The sequence below is a fragment of the Brevibacterium daeguense genome (assembly GCF_021729135.1).
GTDB classification, from domain to species: Bacteria; Actinomycetota; Actinomycetes; order Actinomycetales; family Brevibacteriaceae; genus Brevibacterium; species Brevibacterium daeguense.
Window position 1 is genome coordinate 246924 of the sequence record NZ_JAJTWW010000004.1, and the last position, 16120, is coordinate 263043.

Annotated in this window: 16 protein-coding genes; 8 read left to right on the forward strand and 8 right to left on the reverse strand. The window is 71.2% G+C overall.

What is annotated here, in order from left to right:
* Positions 1–71 precede the first annotated feature (71 nt).
* Positions 72–2231, forward strand: a complete 2160-nt coding sequence (locus LXN01_RS05960) for a heavy metal translocating P-type ATPase (RefSeq protein ID WP_236863849.1) — start codon at positions 72–74, stop codon at positions 2229–2231.
* A 32-nt stretch (positions 2232–2263) separates the two neighbouring features.
* On the opposite strand, the gene LXN01_RS05965 is transcribed toward LXN01_RS05960, so the two are convergent.
* Positions 2264–2539, reverse strand: coding sequence for a hypothetical protein (locus LXN01_RS05965; protein WP_236863700.1), 276 nt, complete (start codon positions 2537–2539; stop codon positions 2264–2266).
* Positions 2540–2652: 113 nt separating this feature from the next.
* Between LXN01_RS05965 and LXN01_RS05970 the strand changes: the two genes are divergently transcribed.
* Genes LXN01_RS05970 through LXN01_RS05980 form a run of 3 tightly spaced genes read left to right on the forward strand, consistent with a single transcriptional unit; the run spans position 2653 to position 5496 of the window.
* Complete coding sequence (locus LXN01_RS05970; RefSeq protein WP_236863701.1) at positions 2653–3252, forward strand: hypothetical protein; 600 nt, start codon at positions 2653–2655, stop codon at positions 3250–3252.
* Between the two features lie 15 nt (positions 3253–3267).
* Entirely contained in the window at positions 3268–4182 is a 915-nt protein-coding gene (locus tag LXN01_RS05975) for a response regulator transcription factor (protein ID WP_236863702.1), read from the forward strand.
* Positions 4183–4194: 12 nt separating this feature from the next.
* On the forward strand, positions 4195–5496 hold the full coding sequence (locus tag LXN01_RS05980; protein WP_236863703.1) for a sensor histidine kinase: 1302 nt from the start codon (positions 4195–4197) through the stop codon (positions 5494–5496).
* Between the two features lie 79 nt (positions 5497–5575).
* Here the strand turns inward: LXN01_RS05980 and LXN01_RS05985 are convergent, their stop codons facing one another.
* Positions 5576–6724 (reverse strand): polyprenyl synthetase family protein, encoded by a 1149-nt coding sequence (locus LXN01_RS05985; RefSeq protein WP_236863704.1) that lies wholly within the window; start codon positions 6722–6724, stop codon positions 5576–5578.
* Complete coding sequence (locus LXN01_RS05990; RefSeq protein WP_236863705.1) at positions 6721–7344, reverse strand: MarR family winged helix-turn-helix transcriptional regulator; 624 nt, start codon at positions 7342–7344, stop codon at positions 6721–6723. Before LXN01_RS05990 ends, LXN01_RS05985 begins: the two co-directional genes overlap by 4 nt.
* 80 nt (positions 7345–7424) lie before the next feature.
* On the opposite strand from LXN01_RS05990, the gene LXN01_RS05995 reads away from it, so the two are divergent.
* The 3 genes from LXN01_RS05995 to LXN01_RS06005 are packed head-to-tail and all read left to right on the forward strand — an operon-like array spanning position 7425 to position 9618.
* Positions 7425–8246 carry a TspO-related membrane protein gene (locus tag LXN01_RS05995; protein WP_236863706.1) on the forward strand — a complete coding sequence of 274 codons (822 nt, stop codon included), beginning with the start codon at positions 7425–7427 and terminating at the stop codon, positions 8244–8246.
* Complete coding sequence (locus LXN01_RS06000) at positions 8243–9058, forward strand: glycosyltransferase family 2 protein (protein WP_236863707.1); 816 nt, start codon at positions 8243–8245, stop codon at positions 9056–9058. Before LXN01_RS05995 ends, LXN01_RS06000 begins: the two co-directional genes overlap by 4 nt.
* A complete protein-coding gene (locus LXN01_RS06005) occupies positions 9055–9618 on the forward strand; it encodes a DUF2238 domain-containing protein (RefSeq protein WP_236863708.1) in 564 nt (187 codons plus the stop codon). Before LXN01_RS06000 ends, LXN01_RS06005 begins: the two co-directional genes overlap by 4 nt.
* A 28-nt stretch (positions 9619–9646) precedes the next feature.
* Here LXN01_RS06005 and otsB read toward each other — a convergent pair whose 3' ends face one another.
* Together otsB and LXN01_RS06015 are read right to left on the reverse strand one after the other, a co-directional pair.
* On the reverse strand, positions 9647–12334 hold the full coding sequence (gene otsB, locus LXN01_RS06010) for a trehalose-phosphatase (protein ID WP_236863709.1): 2688 nt from the start codon (positions 12332–12334) through the stop codon (positions 9647–9649).
* A gap of 49 nt (positions 12335–12383) precedes the next feature.
* Positions 12384–13013, reverse strand: a complete 630-nt coding sequence (locus LXN01_RS06015) for a hypothetical protein (RefSeq protein ID WP_236863710.1) — start codon at positions 13011–13013, stop codon at positions 12384–12386.
* Positions 13014–13110: 97 nt separating this feature from the next.
* Between LXN01_RS06015 and LXN01_RS06020 the strand changes: the two genes are divergently transcribed.
* Positions 13111–13800, forward strand: coding sequence for a hypothetical protein (locus tag LXN01_RS06020; RefSeq protein WP_236863711.1), 690 nt, complete (start codon positions 13111–13113; stop codon positions 13798–13800).
* Between the two features lie 7 nt (positions 13801–13807).
* Here LXN01_RS06020 and LXN01_RS06025 read toward each other — a convergent pair whose 3' ends face one another.
* The 3 genes from LXN01_RS06025 to LXN01_RS06035 all read right to left on the reverse strand — a co-directional run bounded on the left by LXN01_RS06025 (position 13808) and on the right by LXN01_RS06035 (position 16116).
* A complete protein-coding gene (locus LXN01_RS06025) occupies positions 13808–14218 on the reverse strand; it encodes an acyl-CoA thioesterase (RefSeq protein ID WP_236863850.1) in 411 nt (136 codons plus the stop codon).
* Positions 14219–14461: 243 nt separating this feature from the next.
* A complete protein-coding gene (locus LXN01_RS06030) occupies positions 14462–14944 on the reverse strand; it encodes a QcrA and Rieske domain-containing protein (protein WP_236863712.1) in 483 nt (160 codons plus the stop codon).
* Positions 14941–16116, reverse strand: coding sequence for a phosphotransferase (locus LXN01_RS06035; RefSeq protein WP_236863713.1), 1176 nt, complete (start codon positions 16114–16116; stop codon positions 14941–14943). The genes LXN01_RS06030 and LXN01_RS06035 overlap by 4 nt, the downstream gene beginning before the upstream one ends.
* Positions 16117–16120: the final 4 nt, after the last annotated feature.

Below are 16120 nucleotides of genomic sequence, written 5' to 3' on the forward strand. Positions count from 1 at the left end.
TGACCACAACCGGCGCGAAGACCGGCACCGCGGACCGCACGGACCGGGAGCTCGACCTCGACATCACGGGCATGACGTGTGCGTCCTGCTCCGCCCGGATCGAGAAGAAGCTCAACCGCCTCGACGGCGTGACCGCGACCGTCAACCTGCCGCTCAACTCCGCCCATCTGGTGATTGCCGGGGATGTCAGCGACGAGCAGGTCACGGAGACGGTCTCCAAGGCCGGCTACTCCGCCACGGTGCGCGCCCCGCTGACCGGCGCCTCGGGCCCGGAGATCGTCGACTACGACCCGCGACAGCTGCGCCCGCGGCTGCTCGGCTCGGTGATCCTGGGAGTCCCGGTCATCGCGATCTCCATGGTGATGGCCTGGCACTTCCCCGGCTGGCAGTGGGTGGTCGCGGCCCTCAGCCTGCCTGTCGTCACCTGGGGCGCGTGGCCGTTCCACCTCGCGGCGTTCAAGGCCGCCCGCGGCGGATCGACGACCATGGACACGCTCGTCAGCGTCGGCATCACCGTCGCCTCGCTGTACTCGCTGTTCACCCTCGGCCGAGCGGTGGCCGACGGCCATGTCCTGGAGCTGCCGGACGACTACCACGTCTGGTTCGAGGCGGCCGTCGCGATCACCGTGTTCCTGCTCTTCGGCCGCCTCATCGAGGAGCGCGCCAAGGGCACCGCCACCCAGGCGCTGCGCGAACTCCTCAGCCTGGGCGCCCGCAGCGCCACGCTCATCCGCGGCGAGGGCGCCGAGCGCGTCGAGGCCGAGGTGCCCGTCGAGCAGCTGCGTCCCGGCGATCGGTTCCGCGTGCGGCCGGGCGAGAAGATCGCCACGGACGGACGCGTCGTCGACGGCCACACCGCCGTCGACGAGTCGATGCTCACCGGTGAGAGCGTGCCCGTCGAGGTCGCGCCGGGGGATGCCGTCACCGGTGCGACGGTGAACACCTCGGGCTCCGTGATCGTCGAGGCGACCCGCGTGGGCGCGGAGACGACCCTGGCCGCGATGGCCGAGCTGGTCTCCCGCGCGCAGACCGCAAAACCGCCCGTGCAGCGGCTGGCCGACCGGATCTCCGCAGTCTTCGTGCCCACCGTCTTCGCCATCGCCGCGCTCACCCTGCTGGCGTGGGGCCTGTTCGGCGGCACCTGGACCGGTGGCCTGCACGCCGCGCTCACCGTCCTCATCATCGCCTGCCCCTGCGCGCTCGGCCTGGCCACCCCGACGGCGCTGGCGGTGTCGTCGGGGCGCGGCTCCCAACTGGGAATCCTCGTCTCCGGCCCCGAGGTGATGGAGAGCACCCGCAAGGTCGACACCATCGTGCTCGACAAGACCGGCACCGTGACCGAGGGCCGGATGCAGGTCCTCGGGACCGACCTGCCGCCGGAGCAACTGGCCCTCGTCGGGGCGGCCGAGGACCACAGTGAGCACCCGATTGCCCGGGCCATCGCGGAGTTCGCGAAGTCCGCCGAGGCGCCCGCCGGCTCCCGCGCGAGCGGCGTCTCGACCCACGCAGTCACCGATTTCGAGAACATTCCCGGCGGCGGAATCCGCGCCCGGGTCGCGGGGCACGAGCTGCTCATCGGGCGCCCCGGCCTGCTCGCCGAGCACGGAATCCCCGCGGTGCCGACCGACAGTCCCCGCCTCGAGGCGACGATCGTCGCGGTCGCCGTCGACGGTCGATATGCCGGTCGGGTCCTGGTCGGCGACACGATCAAGGAGTCTGCCGCCGCAGCCGTGGCCCAGCTGCGGGCGCTGGGACTGGAGCCGGTGCTGCTGACCGGCGACCATCACGGGGCGGCGCAGGCTGTGGCGGATGCGGTCGGGATCGACCGCGTCCACGCGGATGTGCGACCGGCCGACAAGGTCGCGGTGATCGAAGAGCTGCAGAGCGCAGGGCGTTCGGTTGCGATGGTCGGCGACGGGGTCAACGATGCGGCAGCTCTGGCCAGGGCAGATCTGGGACTGGCGATGGGCAGCGGCACGGATGCGGCGATCGCCGCCTCGGACATCACGCTGGTGCGCAGCGATCCGGAGCAGATCCCGCAGGCCGTCCGGCTGTCGCGGCGGACCCTGGCGATCATCAAGGGCAACCTGTTCTGGGCCTTCGCCTACAACACGGCGGCGATCCCGATCGCCGCGCTCGGGCTGCTCAACCCGATGATCGCGGGCGCGGCGATGGCGTTCAGCTCCGTCTTCGTGGTGCTCAACAGCCTCCGGCTGCTGCGCTTCCGATGAGCGCCTGCCGGGTCAGCCGGGACGGGCCTCTGTCAGTCGAGGACCGGGAAGTCGCGGTTCTCGTGCTGCTTGTCGTTGCGGGTCAGCCACTGCATGCCGAGCGCGCTGAGAGAGACCACTGCGAAAGTGATCAGGGTGTACAGCACCACCAGGCCCAGCGCCGTCAGCGAGGTCCACGCCTTGGTGAAGACGAGCGTGGAGACGAACACGACCATGGCCGCGATGAACCCGAAGACCAGAGCGTCCTGGTTCGTCACGTCCTTGCCGGGACGACCGGCCGGGCCAGCGGGGTTCAGAGATTCCTTCATAATGCCGACCATTCTACGCCCTGTCGCGCGGCGGGCACACGGGGAGTGGGCGGCGGGCACACGGGGAGGCGCACGTCTTGAGGGCACGTCGGCATCCCATGCACACTGAGAGCGTGACGACGCATTCCGAATTCCGTCACGCCCGTCGGGCTCTCCGGCCCCTCGCCGGCGTGCTGCTCGGAGTGCTCCTGCTGGCCGGCTGCGCACCGGACCCGGGGCTGCGGGTCGAGGACCCGGGTGTGCCCGCCCCCACCGTCACCGCCTCCGAACCCGCGGGACCACCCGATGAGCCGTTCTCGGCCGGAGAGGTCCGGGAGGCCATCATCAGCGCGAACGGACCGGCCCGCCAGCAGGGCATGGACCAGGTCCACGAGGTGCTGCTCGTGTGCTCGGGCTGCCTCCGCCTGCACGACCCGTTCATCGCCGGCGGCCAGAAGTTCCAGATCGCGATGGTCTCCACCCCGAGTGACCAGCAGCTCTTCGCCGGCGTAGTGGTGTCGGAAGAGGACGGCGAGCCGGAGGTGAACCTGATAGTTTCAGGCCATGATCTGACACTCACTCCAGGGCGCGGCGGCACGCTCGTCGCTCAGGAGTCGACGTACCGGGAGCGCGACCCGGAATGCTGCCCGTCCGGCTGGTCAGTCCGCGTCTATCGCTACCATGACGGTCGGTTCGAGGCGGGCCAGCGGATCAGCCAGAACAGCGGGAACTGAGGAACGAGGGGAACCATGCACATCGTGCTCGTCGAGGATGACGAAGTCATCCGCGAGACCACGCAGATCTCGCTCGAGCGGTTCGGCTACACCGTCACCTCGTTCGAGGACGGCCGGGACGGCTACGAGTTCGTCACCGCCAACGGCGCCGACGTCGTGCTCCTCGACCTCATGCTGCCCACGATGAATGGCGCCTCGATCTGCCGCGCCATCCGCGAACGCTCCACCGTCCCGATCATCATCATCTCCGCCCGCTCCGAGCCGATCGACGTCGTGCAGGCCCTCGAGGCCGGCGCCGACGACTACCTCACCAAGCCGTTCGACATGCAGGTCCTCAACGCCCGGATCCGTGCCGTGGTCCGGCGATTCATCACGGCGGGAACCGGGCGGCTGGGCTTCTCCCCGGACGAGGTGGAGGCGGCTCCCGCGACCACCCACCCGACCGGCCGGTCCTCGGAGCCGCTGCTGGGCGCCTCGGGCGCGATGGGCGCGATCGACACGGACGGGATCCCGGAGGTCCTCGGCCCCAGCCCGGGAATGGACGATCCGGCCCACCTCCAAGCGCGCTCCGCCGGATTGCCCGCGCGGCCTCAGCAGCCGCCGACGGCGGCCCCGGCGCAGCCCGCGCGCACGGAGGTCGGACCGCACCGGACCCAGCTCGGGTCGCTGGTCCTCGACACCGCCCGCCTCACCGTCGAGGTCGAGGGCAAGGAGGTCCATCTGACCCCCACGGAGCTGCGGGTGCTCCTGCTGCTCACCGAGGAGCCCGGTCACGTCTACTCCCGCGAGAAGATCGCCTACACCGTCTGGGGCTACGAATGGGCCGGGGACTCCCGCGTCGTCGACGTCCACATCCAGCGGCTGCGCAAGAAGATCGGCGCCCGCAGGATCGAGACGGTGCGCGGCTTCGGCTACCGCTTCGCCGGCTGACAGGAGCCGTACGTGTCCCTTCGCTGGAAGATCGTCCTCCTCATCGTCGCGTCGGTGATCATCGCCGTGCTGTCCTGCGGGGTGATCGTGCGCCAGAGCGCTGCCGCCGCCGAGGACGACCGGATGCGGCAGAACATCAGCAAGCAGCTGTCGGACGCGATCGCGATCTACTCCGACACCGGCGTGCTCACCCTCAACACCACCGTCGACGACCCCCAGCTGCCCGATGAGGCCCGCGAGGCCGCGCTGGCCGGGCAGAGCGTGACGATCCGGGCGACGGTCGACGGGGCGAACATCATCTGGGCCGCCGCACCGATCGAGGTCGGCTCGCACTCCGCGGTGATCTCGGTGCGCGCCTCGACCGCGGAGTCCCAGGCCCTGCTCGACAGCATCGACCGGGCGATCCTCATGGGCATGATCGGCTCGGCAATCGTGATCGGCGGGATCGGCTCGCTCATCGCCGGGCAGATCTCCCGGCGACTCACCCTGGGCGCGCAGGCGGCGCGCAAGATCGCCGCCGGGGACACCACGGTGCGGATCTCCGACGTCATCGAGGCCGGTGACGACGAGGTCGCGGCCTTCGCCGAGGCAGCCGACTCCGCCGTGCAGCGACTGTCCGAGAAGCTCGACTCCGAGCAGCGCTTCACCTCCGATCTGGCTCACGAGATGCGCACGCCGCTCACCGGGCTCGTCAACGCCGCCAACCTCCTGGAGGAGGAGTCGCGGCCGGCCGAGCTGGTCAAGGACCGCGTGCGCCGCCTGCAGGTGCTCGTCGAGGACCTGCTGGAGGTGTCCCGGCTCGACGCCGGACGCGCCCAGCCGGAGTTCGCTCCCATGGCCCTCGACGCCAGCATCCGATCCCTGCTGACCACGCTCAGCGCCTCGGGCGCGACCACCGGACACGAGATCGAGCCGCAGCTCCTGGCCGGGGACCGCACGGTGGTCACCGACCAGCGCCGGTTCGAGCGGATCGTGACCAACCTGATCGTCAACTCCACCAAGCACGGCGCCGACCCGATCCGGGTCTGCACCACCCCCCACTCGGTGATCGTCGAGGATTCCGGCCCCGGCTACCCCGCCGACATCATCGACGCCGGACCCACCCGCTTCGTCTCCGCCGGCGGGGGCGGGATGGGACTGGGCCTGGTCATCGCCCAGGGCCAGGCGAAGCTGCTGGACATGCACATCGTGTTCAGCAACCGGGAAGTCGGCGGTGCCAGGGCCGAGGTGTTCCTGCCCGAGGTCGATCCGCGATCGGCGGCCGCGCCCGAGGCGGTCCCCACCGCAGGTGAGCGGACTCCCCGCGGCAGGTGAGGCGGCTCGGAATCGGGCCATCCCCGGCGACGCTCGCCGGCCCCGGACCGGTCAGGACAGGTAGGACTGGTAGAGATTGTCAGGACCGGCGAGCGGTCACGATGTCGACGATGCGCAGGAGCTCACCGCGCGGTGAGTCTGCGATCGGCAGGTCGGCGAGCAGGCTCCGCGCGGCCGCAGCGTAGTCCTCGGCCAGCTCACGTGCCTGCTCGTCGATCCCGAGCCGTGCGAGCACATCGCGCATCGCCGCGCTGCCCAGTCGGCCCGCCCGCCACGCGCGGAATTCCGCGGCCGCTGCGGGACATGCCTCTGCGAGCGCGATGAGCACCGTCCGCTTGCCCTCGTCCAGGTCGGAGTCGATGGGCTTGCCCGTCACCGCGGGATCGCCGAAGGTGCCGAGCACGTCATCGACGATCTGATAGCTGATCCCCGCCCAGCGGCCGACCTCCGCGAGCCGATCGGCCGCATCCGCGGGTGCTCCGGCGAGCAGGGCACCGGTGCGCAGCGGCCCCTCGAAGGAGTACGCCGCGGTCTTGAGCCGGTGCATCCGCAGCACGTCGGCGAGCCCGGCGGGGGCGACCGCGGCCGAGTACAGCACGTCGTCCAGCTCCCCGGCCGCCGAGCGCAGGATCACGTCGTGGAACGCCTCGATCACATTCTCCTGGCCGGGAGCTCCGGTGGCCGCCCGGCCGATCAGCCGCACGGACTGCGCGATGAGCACATCCCCGGCGATGATGGCGGCAGCACCGCCGACGCGCGAGGCTTCCTCGGCATCGCGCCCGGCGCGAGCGGCCGCGTCGCGGAAGCGCGCCGACAGCGTCGGCTCGCCACGGCGGACGAAGTCGTCGTCGATGACGTCGTCGTGGATGAGCAGGCCGGTGTGGAGGAGCTCGAAGGCGCAGCCGGCCTCCACGGTGCGCTTCAGGTCCGCCCCGCCGAACGCCCGATGCGCCAGCTCGACGAGCACGGGCCGTGTCCGCTTGCCGCCCTGCACGGCTGCCGCGATCTGGCTCCACAGGCGCGCGAACTGCGTCGAGTCCGCGCCGCGGATCTGCTGCTCGAGCAGCTCCTGCAACCGGGTGTCGAGCGCTGCCCGGAACGAGCTCGCGGCGGCATCGGCCTCGGCCCTCGGCGCTGACGCGGCCGGCGCCGGGGCAACGGCCGGCGCCGGGGCAGCTGCCGGCGCCGGGGCGGTCATCCTGGTCTCGATCCCGGCGGCGCCGCTCATGTCTGCTCCGCAGGGGTGTCGCTGGCCGCGGTACCCGCGGGCAGGACGGTGACTGCGTCCGCGGACTGGCCGGGGAGCGCATCCGCGGAGGAACCGCCGAGGAGATCCACCGGCACCTCCGGTGGCAGCCCGCTGACCGCCGACTGCAGTCGGGAGATCGTCGAGCGCATCGCGGCGATGACGCCCTCGAGGTAGTCCACCACCGCCTGCTGGGCCGGAGGCGGCATCTCCTGGACGACGGAATCGGTCTCGCTGATGAGCGGCCGCACCACGGACATCACGCGGTCTGCGGCCGCGCGATCCGGCCGGATCAAGGTCCGCCGCCGGTCGGCCGGGTGCGGCGCGCGCACCGCATGGCCCCGCCGGACCAGCCGGTCGATCACGGTGGTGGTGGCGGCCGTGCTCAGCCGCAGCGCCTCGGCCAGCTCGGTGGGAGTCATCTGCCGCTGCCGCATGAGGTGCTGCATCGCCCGCAGATCCGTCTCGCTCGTGTCGATCTGCCGCTGCAGCCGGTGCTCCACCTCCTCGTTGAGCACGAGGACCTGCCTGAGCAGCACAGAGGCACGGTGCAGGGCAAGGCCCTCTCGGCCGGGAGCGCGTCCCTCCGTCTCGTCCGGCATCTCGCACCTTTCCGCCGCGGCTCATTCGAATTTCTTATTACATGGTTGGCTAAACAAGACTCCTTGTCTAGTGTGGATGTGTGAAGCAGCAGCAGACCTCGTGGTTCATTCCCGTCCTGACCGTCGTCGCCGTTGCTCTGTCGATCGTCGCCGCCTTCTTCGGCAGCGGCGCCCTCGGCGGCACCCCGATCACGGAAGCCGCTGGTGGCTGGCTCACGGCGGACTCCACGCCGGTGGCCCCCGCCGGTCCGGCATTCAGCATCTGGAGCGTGATCTACGCAGGGCTGATCGGCTACGCCCTCTGGCAGCTGCTCCCCGCCGCGCGCGCCTCCGAACGCCAGCGGCGGCTGCGGCCGTGGGCGATCCTCTCCGCTGTCCTCAACGCCGCCTGGATCTGGCTGGTCCAGCTCGGCGTGCTCGTCCTCACCGTCGTGGTGATCCTGGCGCTGCTCGCGGTGCTGATCCGAATCCTCGTCATCATGACCGCCGAGCGGCCCGCGGGGTGGGCCGAGACGGTGCTCACCGACGGCACCTTCGGGCTCTACCTCGGCTGGGTCTGCGTCGCGACCGCGGCCAACATCGCCGCATGGCTCGCGTCGCTGGGGCTGGCCGGGATCGCCGGCTGGCAGGTCCTCGGGTGTGCTGTGGTCCTCGTCGCCGCCGCCATCGCGGTCGCGACCGCGGTGTGGACCCGCGGCAGAATCGCTCCCGCCCTCGCCACGACGTGGGGGCTGGCGTGGGTGGCCGTCGGGCGCCTCGACGGCGGACTGATCTCGCCGCTGGTCGCGTGGTGCGCAGCCCTGGCCTCGGTGGCGGTGATCGCCGTCGCGGTCATCGTCCGGCTCCGCGCCGGCGTCATGGACGGCGGCAACCGGCCGGTGCCCGCTCGGGACACCCGATGAGGGGCGCGCAGGACGGCGGTCCGTTCGACGGTCGACCCGACCGGCCACTCGACGAGGCGGAGACGAGCCTGCGCGAGGCCGACGTCTGCTGCTCGGTGGTGGTGCCGGTGCGTGACGATGCCGACCACCTGGCCCGCTTCCTCGACGCCCTCGCGCTGCAGACGCGAGCGCCGGACGAGATCGTCGTCGTCGACAACGACTCCTCGGACCGGAGCGCGGACATCGCCCGCAGCCGAGGCGCCCGCATCGTCAGGGAGACGCAGGTCGGGATCCCCTTCGCGGCGGCTGCCGGCTACGATGCGGCGACCGGCGACATCGTCATCCGCGCCGACGCCGACACGCTGCCGCCGCGCGATTGGATCGCCCAGCTCCTCGAACGCCTGGACCAGGACCCCAGAGCAGTCGCCGTGACCGGCTCGGGGCGGTTCTACGGGCTTCCCGCACTGTTCGGCGACGTCGCCTCGGCCGTCTACATGGGCAGCTACCTGTGCGCGGCCGGGCTCGCACTCGGCCATCTGCCGCTGTTCGGCACCAATCTCGCATTCCGAAGAATCTGGTGGAACCAGGTCAAGGACGATGTGCACCTCGACGCCGGCGTCCACGACGACATGGACCTGGCCTTCCGGGTGCGCGCCCACGAACGGGTCCTGTTCGCGCCGAGCATCCGGGTCGGCATGTCCCCGCGGCCGCTGCACAGCAACGGCCTGGTGCGCCTGGGGCGCGGCATCGAGACGATCCGCGTGAACTGGCGCCGGAAGCGCCCCTGGGAGCGGTGGAGCGAACGCCTGGGCGAGCGGCGGCTGACTGCATGAGCGCCGGGCGCGTGCAGGTGCTCGTGGTCCGCTGGGCCGCGGTCGCCTCGGTGCTCATCTGCCTGCTGCTCGGCGACGTGCAGACCGCGCTCGTCATGCTGCTCGTCTGCCTGGGCACCACGATCGGCTGGCGGCTGCGCACCTCGGCGACCTTCGAGATCGCCCTCAACGTCACTCTCCTCGTCTCGGCATGGTCGGGGAAATGGGACCTGTACGAGTCGTGGATCGGGTGGGACATGCTCGTCCACTTCGCCGCCACGGGAGTGCTGGCCCTGCTCGCCCGCGAGATGCTGGAGCAGTGGTGGCCCCGGACCCCGTTCGACCCGGCCGCGGCTTGGCCCACCTTCGCCGCCGCTGCCGTCCTGTGCGTGGTGTGGGAGTGCCTCGAGTTCGCGGGCATGGTCCTCATCGACCCGGACGTCTACATGACTCCCCTCGACACCATCGGCGACATCGCCGCCGGCATGGTCGGCGCGGCGGCAGCCGAGTGGTGGCGCAGGCGCAGGCTGTCGCCTCGGCCGCAGGCACCCCGCCAGGAGCAGCGGCAGCGTTCGGGCTGAGGGACCGCCCGGGATCCGGCCGGCCCGCTCAGCGCTCCTCGACGATCTCCAGGCTGCCGGTCGTCACACTCGCGGTGTCCTGCACGCCGACCAGCTCGTCGAGCATCCGCGCCACCCGGATGTAGCCCAGGTGCGAGTAGGCCTGCGGGTGGTTGCCCAGGTGCGTCTCCGAGGCCGGGTCGTACTCCTCGGGGAACAGCCCCGTCGGACCCATGAGGTTGTCGAGGCGCCGGAACAGGTCGCGGGCGTCGTCGAGCCGGCCGACCATGATGAAGGCCTCGATGAGCCAGGTCGTGCAGATGTGGAAGCCGCCCTCCAGGCCGGGCAGTCCATCGTCGTAGTGGTAGCGGAACACGGTGGGGCCGACCCGCAGGTCCCGCTCGATCGCGTCGACGGTGGCGGCGAACCGGGGGTCGTCGGCCGACAGCAGGCCGGAGAGTCCGACGAACAGGCAGGCCGCGTCGAGGTCGTCCTCCCCGTAGGCCACGGTGTAGGCGCCGACCTTCTCGTTCCAGCCGTTCGTGATGACATCCTCGGCGATCGTCTCCCGCAGCTGCCGCCATGCGCCAGGCATCGTGCGCTCGAAGCGCTCGGCGATCGCGATCGCGCGGTCGACTGTCAGCCAGCACATCACCTTGGTGTAGACGTTGTGCTTGGGCGGGCGGCGCGCCTCCCAGATGCCGTGGTCGGGCTCCTCCCACCGCCGCTCGACGGCGGTGACCATGTCGCACGTGAGCTGCCAGTACTCCTCGGACAGGTGGCCGAGGACGAAGGTCAGGTCGCGCAGCAGCTCGGTGACCGGGCCGAACACGTCGAGCTGCACCTGGTGCTCGGCGGCGTTGCCCACGCGCACCGGCCGGGAGCCGGCGTAGCCGGGCAGATGCTCGAGCACCGCCTCGGTCGTCAGCGCGGAGCCGTCCACGGCGTAGAGCGGATGGAGCTGCTCGGGGCCGGCGGCGTCGGCCAGGATGCTGCTGAGCCAGTACAGGAAGCCCTCCGCCTCCGCGGTCGAGCCGAGGTCGATGAGGGTGCGGGCGGTCATCGCACCGTCACGCAGCCAGGTGTAGCGGTAGTCCCAGTTGCGAATGCCGCCGATCCCCTCCGGCAGCGATGACGTCGCCGCGGCGAGGATGCCGCCGGTCGGCACGTGGCACAGGGCGCGCAGCGTGATCGCCGAGCGGGTGACCTCTTCGCGCTTGAGCTCCGGCAGGGTCAGGCTGTCGGCCCAGTTGCGCCAGTAGCCGGCGGCACGGCGGCGGACGAGCTCCTCGCCCCCTTCGAGGATGTAGCCGGTGTCCTCGAAGTAGCCGCCGCAGACCAGCACGAGGACCACCCGTCCTGCCCGGGTGGAGCCCGGGCGCACGCGGGCGACGGCGGTGTCCGAGCCGTGCTCGCGGACGAGTTCGAACTCGACGTCCGGCGCGTGGAGCATGATCGGCTCCGCGGTGCCGAGCACTCGGACGCCCTCCTCGACGACCTCCAGCCGGGTGGGGTAGGCGCCGAAGTCCGGACGCGGCGCGAACCGGATCTCCGCCTCGGCGTCGCCGGTGAGCACCCGGACCAGGACGGTGTCCTGGCTGTCGGCGGGCACCGGCGCGAGGTAATCCCGGGCGGTCAGCCCGGGCCAGCGGGTCTCCACGATCATGGTGCGCGGCTGATACCGCTGGGTCAGCGGCTTGCCGCCGGCCACCGTCGACACGGAGTAATAGCCGGCAGCGTCGGAGCCGAGGATCTCGGAGAACATCGACGCCGAGTGCGGCAGCGGGTGCGGCATCCAGCAGATGCTGCCCATGGGGTCGATGAGGGCCGCCGACTGGCCGTTCGCCAGCATCGAGTGGCGCTCGATCGGCACCGCGTCGCGGCCGAACAGCCAGGACCGGCGCAGCTCGAAGATGCTGGTCAGCAGCAGCGCGACGGTCTCCGGGTCGGGGACCGTGTAGCGGGCGTTCGTCCCGATCCCCGCGCGCCCGACCTTGATCCCGAGGTCGCTGGGGGCGAGGGTGGCCAGCGCCGCCTCATCGGAGGTGTCGTCGCCGATGTAGATCACGGCACCGGCGCCGAGGCGCTCGCGCAGCTCGATCAGCGCGTCGCCCTTGGACGTGGTCACCACGGTGAGGTCGGCGACCTCCTTGCCGCGGACGAGGTCGACCGGGGTGCTGCGCACGATGCGGCCGATCGCCGCCTCGGCGACGGCGCGGGTGGCCGCGTCGAGGCCGCGGAGGTGGATCGCGGCACCGGTGGGTTTGGGCTCGATGTGGAGGTCCGGCAGCTCGGCGACGAGCTCGCCGACCGCGGCGCGCAGCTGCGACAGCGCCTGCCGCTGGTCGTCGGTGAGGGCGTCGACGGCGTCGATGTCGGTCTCGCTGCCGTGGGAGCCGACGAGGTTGACCTCGCGCGGCAGCCGCGACATCGCGGCCAGGTCCCGCAGGGAGCGCCCGGAGATGACGGCCACCTGGGTATCGGGCAGCGCCGCCAGGGCGCGCATGCTCACCAGCGAGATCGGCAGCGGGAAGGCGTGGGTGGGACGATCGACGATGGGAGCGATCGTGCCGTCGTAGTCGGTGGCGATGAGAAGCCGGGGAGTGCGGGACAGGGCCACGAGGTCACCGAACAGCTCCGCGTCGAGGGTACGCATCGCCTCGGCGAGGTCACCGAGCGGGCCGGCGGTCGGGGCAGCCGGGTCCCAGCTGTCGATTCCTGATGTGAAGGCAGTCATTGATTCCTGAGCTTCTGGGGGGGGGTGTGGTGCTGGCGTCCGCTTGCGCTCAAGCCCGAGCGCGTGATCGGCGGGAGTACCCGCCCAACATATACAGTACCGAGGAGATCAGCACGGCGGCACCGGCGAAGCCGAACACCGTGAGCGCGCCCATGTCCGAGCCGAAGGCCACGATCACCCCGAGCAGCAGGTGGCAGCCGGCGGCGATGAGGTGGTCCGAGGCCATCGCGGCCGAGCGCTGCATCCAGTAGATCCACAGCTCCAGCCCGCCGTGGAGCAGCGCCCAGATGCACACTGCCGCGCGCAGCTCCGGCGGGGTGTCGGAGATGAACAGGAAGATCACGGCGGGGATCACCACGACCGCCTGGCCCAGCAGAGCGGTGCGGACCCCCGGATCGGCGCGGCGGCTCTGCCCGATCAGCAGGACCGCGCTCAGGACCAGGTAGGCGATGAGGACGAGGTCCACCGTCTGCACGCCCAGGGTGAGCTGGGTGGCGTTGGCCAGCGTCTCACGCGGCCAGAAGATCGTGGCCATGCCGAACGCAAAGCCCAGCACGCCACGGACGAACATCCAGGTGCCCATGCTGCGCGCGTGAGAGACCGTCGACTCGGCCGCGCGACCGGAATCCTGCTCGGAGTCGGGGGCGCTGTCGGAGACGGGGTCGCTGCTGCCTGACATCACCGCACCAGTGTAGTGGACACCCTTGTCCGCACCGTCCCCTCCCATTCATGTCCGGGTTCTCCGGCGTTTCCCCGTGCTCGATAGCGTGCTGAGCGTGCCGGACATGGTCAGCACCCTGCCGGGAACCTCAGCTTCCCAACGTCGCGAAGCGCCCCTGGGCCGTGCGGCGCTCTGGTTGTGCCTGGGACTCGGCGCAGGTCTGGGCATCACCGCACTCCTCATCTTCCTCATCACCGGCGCGATCCCCACGCCCGGCATCCTCGATGAGACGCCTGCGCTGCAGCTGCTGGCGCTGATCTGGCCGGCCGTCCTCGCGCTGGCCGCTGCCGTGCTGCTGGCGGTGGGCAGCATCCCCCGGGCAGTGCACATCACGCGCGGGGCAGCGGAGCCCCTCCTGCGCTCCGGGGTGCGCGGCCTCGCCCGGGTCGTCCGCATCCGCGCCACGCGCACGGGCGCTCAGTGCCGCGTGAAGATCGCCCTGGACGCGCGCCTGCCCGGGGGTCGGGCGGTGCCCGCCCGGCTGCAGTGGACCGTTGATCCGGTCGACGCGGAGATGCTCAGGCTCGGGGCGGTGATCCCGGTGCGGATGGATCCGGCCCAGCCGCGGCGGATCGTGCTCGACAGCCGCGCGGACTCGCGGACCGCGCTCGCCGGCGTCGATGTCGGCGCGCAGTTCTCCCGGAAGGCCACCCTGCGCACCCGGATCCGGATGATGAAGACGCCATCGCGCTGGTCGCTGCTCCTCGGCTTGCTCGGCGGGATCCTCACCGCGCTGATCGGCTAGGCGGGACTCAGCCGCGGCGGTGGCGCAGCTCCTCGGGGAAGCGGTCACGCTCATAGGTGATCTCGGTGAAGCCGTGGGGTTGGGGATTGCCATCCTCGTCGAGGCCGACGAACACGATCTGGTCGATCGAGAGGATCACCTCGGACGTGATGATGTTGCGCACCTCGCACCGCATGGTCAGCGAAGTGCGGCCGAAGTTGATGGCCTGCAGTCCGATCTCGATGATGTCGCCCTGCGTGGCAGATGAGCGGAAGTTGATCTCCGAGAGGTATTTCGTCACGATCCGCTGGTTGCCCAGCTGGATCATCGCGTAGACCACTGCCTCGTCATCGATCCAGCGCAGCAGGCTCCCGCCGAACAGCGTGCCGTTGGCGTTGAGATCCTCCGGCCGCACCCACTTGCGGGTGTGGAAGTTCATCTCGTCGAAGCGGTCCCGGCCCCGCTGCTCGTTGAGCGACTCCGCGTCCGTCACGGGTGCCGCAGCAGTGGCCGGTGAGGTGGGGCGCGGTTCGGACGCGGGCTCGGGGCGCGCGGCGGCGGTCTCCGCGGAGTTCGAGACGGCGTTCGGGGAAGCGTTCAGGGAAGCATGCGGCTCAGGGGTGGAGGTCATGAGTCGATTCTAGGAGCTGCTGCACGAGCGGCTCACGCACGACGGGTGGCGCTACGCCGGGCTGATCGTCAGCTCGCCGTCTGATTCGGTGACGACGGCCGCCGCCAGCGCGGTGCTGGCAGGACCGGAGATCACGGTGCCGTCGGTCGTGGAGAAGCGCGAGGAGTGGCAGGGGCAGACGATCTCGGTCGGGGTGAAGTTCTGCACCAGGCAGCCCTCGTGGGTGCAGACCGCCGAGAACGCGTGGAACTCGCCCTCGGCGGGCTGCACGACCGCATAGGTGTTCTCGACGACGATGCCGGAACCCACGGGCACCTCGGCGACGGGCACCGTGACGGTGGGCAGCTCCTCGCCGCCGGAGTCGCCGTCGCCGGAGCCCTCATCGCCGGAGCCGCCATCGCCCTCGGACCCCGAGCTGCACGCAGCGGTCGCCCCAGCGCTGAGCAGCCCGCCGGCGATCCCGGCGGCCTGAAGCACGCGACGGCGATCGGGCAGCGCCCGGTCGGCAGAACGTCGAGCGGGGAGCACAGTCATGAGATCCTCCTGGATCCGGCTGGGTCGTCGAGCACGGCTCGGATCACCGGCCACGCTCGCTTCATGCGGCTGCGGCCGAAGGCGGCCGCGAAGCTGTCGGGCGGTGCGGTGAGGGCCCGAGTGGTCCACGTGCACGCCGCGAGGCAGAGCCGGGTGATCGCGGCCTGCTCGACCAATGCCAGCTCACCGGCGCTCAAGGCTGCCGTGGCGCCTGCCGCCGGTCCGCCACCTTCCGCACCTGCCGCCGGTCCGCCACCTTCGGCACCAGCCGCCGGTTCGGCACCTTCCGCACCCGAGGCGTCTGCCGCCTCGGCATACCCGGTGCACGTCTCGCGGATCGCTGCCAGCGGGTCCTGCGAACTGAGCATCGCGTAGGCCGCGGCGACCGCCGGCTCCGCCACCCGGGGCGCCGTGCGCGCGTCATTGAAGTCGATGACCCCGGCGATCGCTCCGTCCGCGATGAGGATGTTGAAGTCGTTGAGGTCCTGGTGGACCACCTGGTGGGGCAGTCCGGTCAGCTGGGGTCGGATCTCGGTCTCGAAGGTCTGCGCATGGGCGCGCGCGAGGGCCAGATCACCCGACAGCCGCGCGCCGTACTCGACGGGGACCTGGCCGGCCGACTCGAGCGCTGCGATCCGGTCGCAGGCGAAGATGACATTGGCCCCGGTCGTCTCGAATGCCCACGCGTGGAGGATGGGCTCGGGCTCCGCGGGCACCCGAGCCAGCGCGGAGACCAGCCCGGCAGCCAGGCGACCGACCTGTGCGGGGTAGTCGGCGGGCGGTTCCACCCCGGCGGCGACGCGGCCGGGCACGAACTCGTGGAGGCGGACCATCGCGGAGTCCTTGCCGATGGGCGCGAGTGCGAGGGCACCCGAGGACTCACCGGATTCGGCGTCGGCGTACGGGGTGGCCGACGGCAGCTGGGCCGCGACGGGCAGCCCGGCGGCCCGCGCCGTGGCCTGCACCCGGCACACCCAGTCGAAATGCCGCGCGGTGGTGGTCCGTGAGGGGTACTCGACCTTGAGGACATACGCCGAACCATCGTGATGGAGCAGCACGTTGATCGCGACCTCGCCCGGCAGGAAGGAGTCGAACTCGACGGCGAGACCGAAGTGCCGCGCGCAGAGCTCGACGATCTCGTCGGGGGCGAGCGAACGCAGCGGACGAGTCATGACC